At 70.4% G+C, this 12,303-nt stretch carries 8 protein-coding genes; 1 reads left to right on the top strand and 7 read right to left on the bottom strand.

Annotated elements, in window-relative coordinates:
* Position 1 precedes the first annotated feature (1 nt).
* Complete coding sequence (gyrA, locus tag ACTWO6_RS00040) at positions 2-2,521, bottom strand: DNA gyrase subunit A (protein ID WP_446217587.1); 2,520 nt, start codon at positions 2,519-2,521, stop codon at positions 2-4.
* 130 nt (positions 2,522-2,651) lie between these two features.
* Positions 2,652-4,598, bottom strand: a complete 1,947-nt coding sequence (gene gyrB / locus ACTWO6_RS00035) for a DNA topoisomerase (ATP-hydrolyzing) subunit B (protein ID WP_446217586.1) — start codon at positions 4,596-4,598, stop codon at positions 2,652-2,654.
* Positions 4,599-5,123: 525 nt separating this feature from the next.
* Here gyrB and ACTWO6_RS00030 point away from each other — a divergent pair.
* Positions 5,124-5,678: a hypothetical protein gene (locus ACTWO6_RS00030; protein WP_446217585.1), complete on the top strand. Its 555-nt coding sequence runs from the start codon at positions 5,124-5,126 to the stop codon at positions 5,676-5,678.
* A gap of 77 nt (positions 5,679-5,755) precedes the next feature.
* On the opposite strand, the gene ACTWO6_RS00025 is transcribed toward ACTWO6_RS00030, so the two are convergent.
* The 5 genes from ACTWO6_RS00025 to dnaA all read right to left on the bottom strand — a co-directional run bounded on the left by ACTWO6_RS00025 (position 5,756) and on the right by dnaA (position 12,303).
* Positions 5,756-6,475 (bottom strand): DUF721 domain-containing protein, encoded by a 720-nt coding sequence (locus ACTWO6_RS00025; RefSeq protein ID WP_446217584.1) that lies wholly within the window; start codon positions 6,473-6,475, stop codon positions 5,756-5,758.
* Positions 6,465-7,598 carry a DNA replication/repair protein RecF gene (gene recF, locus ACTWO6_RS00020; RefSeq protein ID WP_446217583.1) on the bottom strand — a complete coding sequence of 378 codons (1,134 nt, stop codon included), beginning with the start codon at positions 7,596-7,598 and terminating at the stop codon, positions 6,465-6,467. Before recF ends, ACTWO6_RS00025 begins: the two co-directional genes overlap by 11 nt.
* Before the next feature lie 16 nt (positions 7,599-7,614).
* Positions 7,615-8,490 (bottom strand): phosphogluconate dehydrogenase (NAD(+)-dependent, decarboxylating), encoded by an 876-nt coding sequence (gene gnd / locus ACTWO6_RS00015; protein ID WP_446217582.1) that lies wholly within the window; start codon positions 8,488-8,490, stop codon positions 7,615-7,617.
* A 41-nt stretch (positions 8,491-8,531) separates the two neighbouring features.
* A complete protein-coding gene (gene dnaN / locus ACTWO6_RS00010) occupies positions 8,532-9,665 on the bottom strand; it encodes a DNA polymerase III subunit beta (protein WP_446217581.1) in 1,134 nt (377 codons plus the stop codon).
* Between the two features lie 784 nt (positions 9,666-10,449).
* Positions 10,450-12,303, bottom strand: coding sequence for a chromosomal replication initiator protein DnaA (gene dnaA, locus ACTWO6_RS00005; protein ID WP_446217580.1), 1,854 nt, complete (start codon positions 12,301-12,303; stop codon positions 10,450-10,452).

Here is a 12,303-nt window from a genome sequence, read left to right as displayed (position 1 = left end):
ACTAGTCCTGTTCGTCAGGCTCGTCGGCATTGCGAGCAATCGCCACGATAGTCACGCCGTCCGGGAGGTCCATCAGCTTGACCCCCATTGTGTTCCGGTCACGCGTACGGCGTACAGGCTTCACCGGAGTCCGGATGACACCACCGTTGCTGGTGATCGCGAACAGCTCGTCGTCCGGGTCGATCACCACCGCACCGACCAGACCACCGCGTCGTTCGGTGATCTTCGCAGTCAGCACGCCCTTACCTCCCCGGCCCTGGACCGGGTATTCCTCGATCGGGGTACGTTTCGCGTATCCCCCGTTCGTCGCGACCAGCACGTCCAGGCCCTCGCGGACGACCTCCATGGCCAGCAGGACGTCGTCCTCGCTGAACCGCATGCCGATCACTCCCGAGGTGGCCCGGCCCATCGGCCGCAACGCCTCGTCGCTGGCGTTGAAGCGAATCGCCTGCGCGTTCTTGGAGACCAGCAGCAGGTCGTCCTCCGGCGCGACCAGGGCAGCACCGACCAGCTCGTCCTCATCGCGCAGGTTGATCGCGATGATGCCGCCGGAACGGGGGGAGTCGAACTCCTCGAGCCGCGTCTTCTTCACCAGGCCGTTCTTCGTGGCCAGTACCAGGTAGGGAGCCACCTGGTAGTTCGGAATTTCGATGATCTGCGCGATCTGCTCGTCCGGTTGGAAGGCGAGCAGGTTGGCCACGTGCTGGCCCTTGGCCACCCTACTGGCTTCGGGAAGCTCGTACGCCTTGGCCCGGTAGACGCGGCCCTTGTTCGTGAAGAACAGGATCCAGTCGTGGGTGGAGCATACGAAGAAGTGGCTGACGATGTCGTCCTGCCGCAGCGTCGCGCCGCTGACACCCTTGCCACCGCGGCGCTGGGAGCGGTAGAGGTCGGCCTTGGTGCGCTTGGCGTACCCGGTGCGGGTGATCGTGACGACCACGTCCTCGCGGGCAATCAGGTCCTCCATCGAGACCTCGCCCTCGAACGGCATGATCTTCGTGCGCCGCTCGTCGCCCCACTTCGCGACGATCTCGCCGAGCTCCTCGGAGACGATCTTCCGCTGCCGCTCCGGCTTGGCGAGGATGTCCTTGAGGTCGGCGATCTCGATCTCGAGCTTGGTGAGGTCGTCCACGATCCGCTGCCGCTCCAGGGCGGCCAGGCGGCGCAGCTGCATGTCGAGGATCGCGGTGGCCTGGATCTCGTCGATCTCCAGCAACCGGATCAGGCCCTGCCGGGCGTCGTCGACGGTGGGCGAACGCCGGATCAGGGCGATCACCTCGTCGAGGGCGTCGAGGGCCTTGGCCAGGCCGCGCAGGATGTGCGCCCGCTCCTCGGCCTTGCGCAGCCGGAACGCGGTCCGCCGGCGGATCACGTCGATCTGGTGCTCGACGTAGTAGCGGAGGAACTGGGCCAGGTTGAGCGTGCGCGGCACCCCGTCGACCAGGGCCAGCATGTTGGCGCCGAAGGTCTCCTGGAGCTGGGTGTGCTTGTAGAGGTTGTTCAGCACCACCTTGGCGACCGCGTCGCGCTTGAGCACGAGCACGATCCGCATGCCGGTACGCCCGGAGGACTCGTCCCGGATGTCGGCGATGCCGGCGAGCTTGCCCTCCTTGATCAGCTCGGCGATCCGCTCGGCCAGGTTGTCCGGGTTGACCTGGTAGGGCAGCTCGCTGACCACCAGGCAGGGACGGCCGCGCTTGTCCTCCTCGACCTCCACCACGGCCCGCATCCGGATCGAACCGCGACCGGTGCGGTACGCGTCCTGGATGGCCTGGGTGCCGACGATCAGGCCGTGGGTCGGGAAGTCCGGGCCCTTGACGATCTCCAGCAGCGCGTCGAGGGTGGTGGCCTCGTCCTCCTCCGGGTGCTCCAGGCACCACTGCACCGCCGCGCCGATCTCGCGCAGGTTGTGCGGCGGGATCTTGGTGGCCATGCCGACCGCGATGCCCTCGGAGCCGTTCACCAGCAGGTTGGGGATCCGCGACGGCAGGATGGTGGGCTCCTTGGCCCGGCCGTCGTAGTTGTCCTGCAGGTCGACGGTGTCCTCGTCGATGTCCCGCAGCATCTCCATCGCCAGCGGGTCGAGCTTGCACTCGGTGTACCGCATGGCGGCGGCGGGGTCGTTGCCCGGCGAGCCGAAGTTGCCGTTGCCGTCGACCAGCGGGTAGCGCAGGGACCAGGGCTGGGCCATCCGGACCAGGGCGTCGTAGATCGCCGAGTCGCCGTGCGGGTGGAACTGACCCATCACGTCACCGACGACGCGGGAGCACTTCACGTAGCCGCGGTCCGGCCGGTAGCCGGAGTCGAACATGGCGTAGAGGATCTTGCGGTGGACCGGCTTGAGCCCGTCCCGGACGTCCGGCAGGGCCCGCCCCACGATGACGCTCATCGCGTAGTCGAGGTACGAGCGCTGCATCTCGACCTCGAGGCCGACCGGCTCGATCCGGTCGTGCGCCACGACGGCGGCGACTGTCTCCGGGATCTCCGGCTCGCTCGGGGTGGACTCGGGAGTATCGGTCACTGTTAACCCTTATCAGACTCAGAGTCGTTTTCGTGCTGTGGATAACGGCTGTGGAAACCGGCCAAGTTGTGGATAACCCTGTGGACCGTCGGGCCGGTCGGTGGATCTCCGGCCGGCCCGGCGCGGTCCGTCAGATGTCGAGGAACCGCACGTCCTTGGCGTTGCGCTGGATGAACGAGCGGCGCGCCTCGACGTCCTCACCCATCAGCACGCTGAACAGCTCGTCGGCGGTTGCGGCGTCGTCGAGCGTCACCTGACGCAGCGTACGGGTGGCCGGGTTCATCGTGGTTTCCCACAGCTCGGGGTAGTTCATCTCGCCGAGACCCTTGAACCGCTGGATGTCATCCGGCCGGGCGTTGGGCTTCTTCTGCTGGCGCAGCGCGATCAGCCCGTCCCGCTCCCGGTCCGAGTACGCGTACTGGGCGTCGTCGCCCTTCTTGTTCCACTTGATCTTGTAGAGCGGCGGGGCGGCCAGGTAGACGTGGCCCAGCTCGACCAGCGGCCGCATGAAGCGGAACAGCAGGGTGAGCAGCAGCGTCTGGATGTGCTGACCGTCGACGTCCGCGTCGGCCATCAGCACGACCTTGTGATAGCGCAGCTTCTCCATGTCGAAGTCGTCGTGGATACCGGTGCCCAGCGCGGTGATCAGCGCCTGGACCTCGTTGTTCTTGAGCACCCGGTCGATCCGGGCCTTCTCCACGTTGAGGATCTTGCCGCGGATCGGCAGGATCGCCTGGGTCCGCGGGTCCCGCCCCTGCTTGGCCGAGCCGCCGGCCGAGTCACCCTCGACGATGAAGACCTCGGACTCGCGCGGGTCGGTGGACTGGCAGTCGGCCAGCTTGCCCGGCATCGAGCCGGACTCCAGCAGCGACTTGCGCCGGGCCAGCTTGCGCGCCTGCTGCGCGGCGATCCGGGCCCGGGCCGCCTGCGAGGCCTTCTGGATGATCGTCTTGGCCTCGGCCGGGTTGCGGTCGAACCAGTCGACCAGCCACTCGTTGCAGACCCGCTGCACGAAGCTCTTCACCGGGGTGTTGCCGAGTTTGGTCTTGGTCTGGCCCTCGAACTGCGGGTTGGTCAGCTTGACCGAGATGATCGCGGCCAGGCCCTCGCGGATGTCCTCGCCGGAGAGCTTCTCGTCGCCCTTGAGCAGCTTCTTCTCCGTGCCGTACCGGTTGACGACGCTGGTCAGCGCAGCCCGGAAGCCCTCCTCGTGGGTGCCGCCCTCGTGCGTGTTGATCGTGTTGGCGAAGGTGTAGACCGACTCGCCGTACGACTCGTTCCACTGCATGGCGATCTCGACCGACATGCCCTCCTCCTCGGCGCCGAACTCGACCACCGTCTTGTGGATCGGGTTCTTGGAGGCGTTGAGGTGCCGGACGAAGTCGGCGATGCCGCCCTTGTAGCAGAAGGTGACCTCGCGCGGCTTGCCCTCCTCGCCGTCCGGGACCCGCTCGTCGACCAGGTGGATGGTGAGGCCGCGGTTGAGGAAGGCGTACTCCTGGATGCGCCGGTAGATGGTCTGGAAGTCGAAGTCGACCGTCTCGAAGACGTCCGGATCCGGCCAGAAGGCGACCGCCGAGCCGGTGCGGTTGGTGGTCTCGCCCTTCTCCAGCGGGCCCGGCTTGGAGTTGGTGTACTGCTGCCGCCACACGAAACCGGACTTGTGGATCTCCACTTCCATCTTCGTGGAGAGCGCGTTCACCACCGAGACGCCGACGCCGTGCAGACCGCCGGAGACGGCGTACGCCTTGCCGTCGAACTTGCCACCCGCGTGCAGCACGGTCAGCGCGACCTCGACACCCGGCTTCTTCAGCTTGGGGTGCAGGTCGACCGGGAAGCCACGGCCGTTGTCGGTGACCCGGACGCCGCCGTCGGCGAGCAGCACCACGTCGATGGTGTCGCAGTACCCGGCCAGCGCCTCGTCGACCGCGTTGTCCACGACCTCCCACACGAGGTGGTGCAGACCGCGTTCACCGGTGGACCCGATGTACATACCGGGCCGCTTCCGGACCGCCTCCAGCCCCTCGAGAACGGTGATCGACTCGGCGCCGTACTCCTGCTTGTCCTGCGCTGCCACCCTCGGCCACTTTCTCGCGCCGACCGCGCCAGGGCGCGGGGGCGCGGGTTCGGCGGACAGGACGCGACGTCGGCGCACAGACCGGCCCCGGGTTCTCCAGGTCACGGATCGCGTACGCCGGTCGCCGCGGTTGCCCGCGGATCGCGATCGGCTCGACCCGATCCGGGACAATGATCAAGGGCCCTCGGGGGCCCGTGTCCGTCGCTCCGGGTCGGGTCTTCGTCTCGCCGTCAATCTTACTGTGCGCACACGACTAAACCGCCACTCGGCACCCCTGCGGGGCGGCTGAGACCTCCGTAGCCGGCCGAACCGTGCTGTCTGCGACTCCCCCTACACGCCAGGCCCTGATCGGGGGCGCGACCGGCCACCGGATCGGTACTCGGGCGTAACCGCCCAGGGGTCGCGGCCGAACCGGACGTGCCGTACCTTTGCGGCGCCCGCCGCAGCGGTCTTGATCTTTCCCGGACGGAACCGGGACGATCGACCCGAGCGGTCCGACAACGTGCTTGTAAGAGGTGACGCCAGATGGGGCTGGACAATGTCGCGGTGCACTGGCCGCGGACCGGCCGCTTCTACGACCCGGTCGCGCCGGCCGAGTTCGTCGACTTCGGCGAGATCGTGGACATGCCCCGGATCTCCGCCCCGACCGCGGCGCTCGCCGAGCTGATCGCCAAGACCGGCACGGTGCGGGCGACCGCGTACACCGAGCTGGTCGACCTGATCCTCGGGCTGGAAAATGTGCTCTACGCCACTGAGAACGCCGCCGAGGACGAGGATCCGGTGATCGACCCCGACGGGTGCTCGTGGATCGCCGGCGGGGTGGAGAAGTTCGTCGCCCAGCACCGGCCGTTCGGCGAGGCGGTGACGTTCGAGTCGGTCAGCGAGGTGCTCCGTTCGTTCATGGCCGACGGTCGCCTCGCCGAGCAGCAGCTGCGCTGGCTCGACACCCGCCTCGACGGCCTGCGCGACGAGAACGGCGACCCGCCGCAGTGGAACTTCACCTGCGCCGAGCTGAGCGTGCTCGCCGCCTTCTACCGCCGCTGCGCCGACCGCGGCTTCGCCGTCTACGCCGACGCCTGACCGCCGGTCGCCGACGGTCTGCAGCCGGTCGCGGTCTCCTGCGCACGGGAAGCCGCGACCTGCCGCCTGTCGGTGGATCAGCCGTAGGTGTCGCGCGGGCCACGGCCGCGGACGCGGCGGGGGCCCCGGGCCCAGGACGGCGCGGCCGGGCCGTGGATGTGCAGCTTGCGCACCACGTTGTGGCCGACCTCGCTGGCGATCTGCTTGATCAGCGAGCCGGCGAGCAGCCGCAGCTGGGTCGCCCACGCGGTGGAGCGGGCCTCCACGGTCAGCTCGCCGTTCTCCAGCTTCACCGGGCGGCTGTGCTGGGCCACCTCCGGCCCGACCACCCGCTCCCAGGCGCCGAAGACCGTCGCCTCGGCCGCCGGCTGCTGCCAGCCACGCGCCTTCACCAGCCGGTCCAGCACCGCGCCGAGCGGTTGCGGGTCACGCGGGTCCGGCCCGGGCCCGGAGTAGCCGCGCAGCCGGCGCTCGCCACCACCGCCGTCGCCGCCCGCCGCGCTCCCGCGCGGCCTGCCCGCCGCCTGCCGGCGGGCCTTCGCCGCGTCCAGCACCGCCCGGGCCAGATCCGGCCCGGCCGCACCGTCGGTCGCGCCCGTCGACGCCGGCCCGCCGTCCGACGCGGCCTCCGCACGGGCCGACGCCGCGCCGCGCTCCGCGGCCGCGTCGTCGGCACGCCCGTCCGCCGGACGCGCGCCACGCCCACGCCCGGCCCGCTCGTCCGCTCCGCTTCCGGGGGTACGACCACCGCGCGCCGGCCCCAGCCGGGCCGGTGGGAGTTGCGGCTCATCCGACACGGCGTACCGTCCCTTCGCCCACCTCGTACCGGGTGCCGCGCAGGGCCGCCGGCACGTCGTCGTCCACCGCGCAGGTCACCAGGAGCTGGCTCGCCCCGCCGACCAGCTCGGCCAGCCGCTCCCGGCGGCCGGCGTCCAGCTCGGCGAAGACGTCGTCGAGCACCAGCACCGGCTCGATGCCGTCCGCGCGCAGCAGGTCGTACCCGGCCAGCCGCAGGGCCAGCGCGTACGACCAGGACTCGCCGTGGCTGGCGTACCCCTTCGCGGGCAGCGGCCCCAGGGTCAGCGCCAGGTCGTCCCGGTGCGGCCCGACCAGCGTGGTGCCCCGTTCGATCTCCGCCGACCGCGACTCGGCCAGCGCAACGGTCAGCGCCTCGGCGAGCGCGGCCCGGTCCGCGGTCGGGTCGGGCAGCTCCAGCGACGGCCGGTACGCGATCCCGGCCGCCCCCTTGCCCGCCGCCACCGCGTCGTACGCCTTGGTCACATGCGGCGCGAGCGCGGCGACCAGCTCCAGCCGACCGGCGAGCAGCTCCGCGCCGTGCTGCGCCAGGTGGGTGTCCCACACCGCGAGGGTGGAGAGGTCCCCGCCCCGCGAGCCGCCCGTCTTGCGGGCCAGGTACGCCGTCCGGAGCAGGGCGTTGCGCTGCTTGACCACCCGCTCGTAGTCGGCGCGCACCCCGGCGTACCGAGGCTGCCGGGTGACCAGCAGGTCGTCCAGGTAGCGGCGGCGCTCGGCCGGGTCGCCCCGGACGAGTTCCAGGTCCTCCGGGGCGAAGAGCACCAGCCGCAGCGCGCCGAGCACGTCCCGGGCGCGGCGGGCCGGCGAACGGCCGAGCCGGGCCCGGTTGGCCTTGCCGGGCACGATCTCCAGCTCGATCAGGAGTTCCCGCCCGTCGTGCACCACCGCACAGCGGATCACCGCAGAGGAGGCGCCCATCCGGACCAGGGGGGCGTCCGTCGCGACCCGGTGCGAGTCCAGGGTCGCCACGTAGCCCAACGCCTCGACCAGGTTGGTCTTGCCGACGCCGTTCGCGCCGATCAGCACGTTCGGGCCGGGCTCCAGGTCGACGCCGACCCGCTCGTACGAGCGGAAGTCGACCAGTTCGAGCCGGCGGACGTACACAGGCTGTGGATACCGGTCAGCTCTTGCGGACGACCGCGTGGCCGCCGAACTGCTGGCGCAGCGCGGCCACGGCCTTCATCGCGGGCGAGTCCTCCTGCCGGGAGGCGAACCGGGCGAAGAGCGAGGCGGTGATGACATTCAGCGGCACGGCGAGCCGGACCGCCTCGTCGACGGTCCACCGGCCCTCGCCGGTGTCCTCGGTGTAGCCGCTCAGCTCGGCCAGCTCCGGGTCCTCGTCCAGCGCGCGGTCGAGCAGGTCGAGCAGCCAGGACCGGACCACCGTGCCCTCGCGCCAGGACTTGAAGACGCCCGGCACGTTGGTCACCAGCTCGGAGGCGGCGAGCAGCTCGTAGCCCTCGGCGTAGGCGTGCATGAGGCCGTACTCGATGCCGTTGTGCACCATCTTGGCGTAGTGCCCGGCGCCGACCGGCCCGGCGTGCACGAACCCGAAGTCGCCCTCCGGCTTGAGCGACTCGAAGATCGGCATCAGCCGCTCGACGTGCTCCTGGGCGCCGCCGACCATCAGCGCGTACCCGTTCTGCTTGCCCCAGACGCCGCCGGAGACGCCGACGTCGACGTAGCCGATACCCTGCTCGTTCAGCCGCTCGGCGCGCGGGGCGTCGTCGCTGAAGCGCGAGTTGCCGCCGTCGATGATGATGTCGCCCTCGCCGAGCACGCCGGCGATCTGGTCGATGGTGGCGTCGGTGACGCCGGCCGGGACCATCACCCACACCGCGCGGGGCGACTCCAGCTTCTCGGCCAGCTCCGCCAGGCTCGCGACGTCGCTCAGCTCCGCGTTGCGGTCGAAGCCGACCACCTCGTGACCGGCGGCGCGCAACCGCTCGCGCATGTTGCCGCCCATCCGGCCGAGTCCTACCAGGCCGAGCTGCATCTGCTCCTACCTCCGTGCGTCTGGGGTCTGCTGGGGCGCGATCAGCGGGACACGCGGATCGGCATGATGAGGTACCGGTACCCCGGGATGACCTCGCCATCCTCGCCGGCGGGGGAAATCACCGCCGGCTTGAAGGCGTCGACGAACGAGAGCAGGGCGTGTTGGGCACCCAGGTTGGCCAGGCCGTCGATCAGGTACTGCGGGTTGAAGCCGATCGTCAGCGGGTCGCCGGTGAAGGTGGCGTCCATCGCCTCGCTGGCCCGGGCCTCCTCGGTGCCACCGGCCTCGACGACCAGACCGTCGGCGCTGAAGCTCAGCAGCACCGGCGTGGTCCGCTCGGCGACCAGGGCGACCCGCTTGACCACCTCGATCAGGGTGCTCACCGGAACCCGCGCCTCGGCGTTGTGGCTGGCCGGGAAGAGCGAGCGGACCGGCGGGTAGTTGGCGCCGTCGAGCAGCCGGCTGGTGGTCCGGCGGGTGCCGCCGGAGAAGCCGATCATGCCCTCGCCGGCGCCGCCCTTGGAGAGCGCCATGTTGACCTGGCCGCCGAGCGGGCCGAGCGCCTTCGCCGTGTCGTTCAGGGTCCGGGCTGGCACCAGGGCGTTGATGCTCACCTCGGGGTCGTCCGGGTTCCACTCCATCTCGCGCAGCGCGAGCCGGTAGCGGTCGGTGGCGAGCATGGCGAGCGTGCCGCCGGAGAGCTCGATGCGTACGCCGGTCATCATCGGCAGCGTCTCGTCGCGGCCGGCGGCGACGGCGACCTGGGCGACGGCGGCCGCGAACGCGGCGGCGTCGACGGTGCCGGCGCTCTCCGGCATCTCCGGCAGGGCCGGGTAGTCCTCCACCGGCATGGTCGGCAGCGTGAAACGGGCGCTGCCGCAGACCAATTCCAGGTGGGCGCCGACCGCGGCGATGTCCACCGGCTTGGCGGGCAGGGCCTTGGTGATCTCGGCGAGGAGGCGGCCGGAGACGAGGGCGGCGCCGTCGGCGTCTCCCTGCACCTCGACGGTGACCTGGCTGGAGACCTCGTAGTCGAAGCCGGAGACCTGGAGGTTGCCGTCGGTGACCCGGAGCATCACCCCGGCCAGCACCGGTACGGAAGGTCGGTTGGGCAGGCTCTTGGCGGTCCACGCGACCGCCTCGGCGAGCGCGTCGCGCTCCACTCGGAACTTCATCAATGCCTCCGCGTCGACGTCAGCGACAACTCTCTCATGCCGACCGCTGCCCACCGTCCCGCCCGACCGTGCGGGTACCCATCGCACCTTAGGGCGCGTGGGCATCGGCTGTGCGTCCGACCCCGTGGATCCAGGTGCCCGGGCGACTGCCGATGGCAGCGCTCCGGCCCGATCCACAGGAAGTCCAACGGTGATGATTGGTTTTTGTTGTTTAGAAGAGATAACTCATCGTCTTCATCGCACCTGTGCAAACTGTGGAGAACCGACGTCTGCCCAGGTCAGACAGGTTATCCACCGGTGATTTGGCTGTGGAGAACCGGGGGCGAAACCCGTGTCCGGATCCACAGGCGCCGTCGACCCCCAGGTTGTCCACGGTTGTCCACCGGTTGTCCACCGGTAATCCACGGGGTTTCTCCCCAACGTTGTGGACAGGCCGGACGGCGTTGATCGACGTCGTCCCCAGAACCTTCAACAGGCCGTCCACAGGTCGACCGTCGTCGGTGGACAACTCGACCGTCGTCCCCAGGCGTCCACAGCCTCGTCCCCAGGAGTTGTCCACAGTCTGTGGGTAACCGTCCCGGGACGGAGCGTGGTTATCCACCGTCTGTGGAACAGGGGATGTGGACAACCGGGCGGTCCTGTGGACGAACATGACAGCGATCCTGGGCCCTGAAGCCGGTGCAGGGTCAACCCCGGGGCGTCCACAGACGCGAAGAACGCCCGGCCGAGGCTCGACCGGGCGTTCCTGGTGCCAGCTCCGGCGGGGGCCGGTGTGGCGTACGACTCAGGTGCTCTGCTTGATCCGGTTGGTCAGCTCGGCGATCTGGTTGTAGAGCGAGCGCCGCTCGGCCATCTGCTGGCGGATCTTCCGGTCGGCGTGCATGACGGTGGTGTGGTCCCGGCCGCCGAAGGCCTGGCCGATCCGGGGCAGCGACAACTCGGTCAACTCCCGGCACAGGTACATGGCCACCTGGCGGGCGTTGACCAGCACCCGGGAGCGGGACTGGCCGCGCAGGTCCTCCAGGCTCACCCCGAAGTAGTCCGCGGTGGAGACCATGATCTGGTCGGCGGTGATCTCCGGCCCGGCGCCGTCCGGGATGAAGTCCCGCAGCACCTCCTCGGCCAGCGACAGCTCCACGTTCGACCGGGTGAGGCTGGCGAACGCGGTGACCCGGATCAGCGCGCCCTCGAGTTCCCGGATCGAGTTCGACACCCGGGAGGCGATGAACTCCAGCACGTCCGGCGGGGCGTAGAGCCGCTCCTGTGCCGCCTTCTTCTGCAGGATCGCGATCCGGGTCTCCAGGTCCGGCGGCTGGATGTCGGCGAGCAGGCCCCACTCGAACCGGGTGCGCAGCCGGTCCTCCAGCGTCGCCAGCTGCTTGGGCGAGCGGTCGGAGGTGATGACGATCTGCTTGTTGGCGTTGTGCAGGGTGTTGAAGGTGTGGAAGAACTCCTCCTGGGTCCGCTCCCGGTTCTCCAGGAACTGGATGTCGTCGATCAGGAGGATGTCGACGTCGCGGTAGCGGCGCTGGAACGCGCTGGTCTTGTCGTCCCGGAGCGAGTTGATGAAGTCATTGGTGAACTCCTCGGTCGAGACGTACCGGACCGAGCGGGCGTTGCCCAGCGTCGTGGCGTAGTGCCCGATGGCGTGCAGCAGGTGGGTCTTGCCCAGCCCGGAGCTGCCGTAGATGAAGAGCGGGTTGTACGCCTTTGCCGGCGACTCGGCCACTGCGACGCTCGCCGCGTGGGCGAATCGGTTCGACGAGCCGATGACGAACGTCTCGAACATGTACTTCGGGTTGAGCCGGTTGCCGCTCTCCGCGCCGCCGGGGCGGCGGTCGTCCCGGCCGCCCGGCCGACGATCCACGCCACCGCGACCCGGCCCGCTGTCGGTGCCGCCGTCCCGGGGCAGTCCGCGCAGCGGCTGCTGGTCGGCGGCGTTCTCCCGGTACCGGGGCTCGTACCCGCGGGTGTCGGCGGCCGGCGGCTCGACCCGGGCGGCCCGTTCGTCGAAGCCCCGCCGCTCGGCGGGCCGAGCGGCGCGCAGCGGCTCGGCGAAGGCCGCGCCGAACAGGGTGTCCTGGCCGTCCCGGCTGGCCGGGATGAGCTGCGGCCGGCCGCTGTCGGCGGTGCGCTGCCGGGGCGCCGGCTCCTCGGCCTGCGGCTCCGGGCGCTCCTCCGGGTAACCGGGTTCGTCGCCCCGGGAGGGGTAGCCGGGTTCGTCGGGCCGCGACGGGTAGCCGAGCCCGGGGAAGGCGGTGCCGTCCGGGGCGGGGCCGGTCTGGTCGAAGCCGGCAAGCAGGTCCTGGGGTGGTTCGAGGTCGGCCGGTTCGGGGCTGGCCCGGTAGACGGTGCCCGCGGGCCGGGCAGCCTGGTCCTCGGCGACGCGCACGGTGACGGCGACCTGGATGGACCGGCCGAGCCGCCGGCTGAGCGCCTCGGTGATGGCCGGGCGGAGCCGCGACTCGATCACGTCCCGGGTGAAGGCGTCCGGCACGGAGAGCAGGGCGGTGTCCTCGACTATCGCCCGCAGCCGGGTGAGGCGCAGGTATGCCCGTTGCTGCGCGGAGATGATCTCGTCGGCGAGTTCGTCGGTCGTTGCAGCCCACACCGCGGCGAGGTCGGTCGCTCCGGTCAC

The organism is Micromonospora sp. IBHARD004, assembly GCF_052814115.1.
The sequence above is the reverse complement of the archived record's forward strand: the minus strand, read 5'-3'. Positions and strand labels throughout refer to the sequence as shown.

Excerpts from the sequence above, each read along its gene's own strand:
- ACTWO6_RS00030 (WP_446217585.1), top strand. The coding sequence starts at position 5,124 with ATGGGGCTGGACAATGTCGCGGTGCACTGGCCGCGGACCGGCCGCTTC.
- gnd (WP_446217582.1), bottom strand. The coding sequence starts at position 8,490 with ATGCAGCTCGGCCTGGTAGGACTCGGCCGGATGGGCGGCAACATGCGC.
- dnaN (WP_446217581.1), bottom strand. The coding sequence starts at position 9,665 with ATGAAGTTCCGAGTGGAGCGCGACGCGCTCGCCGAGGCGGTCGCGTGG.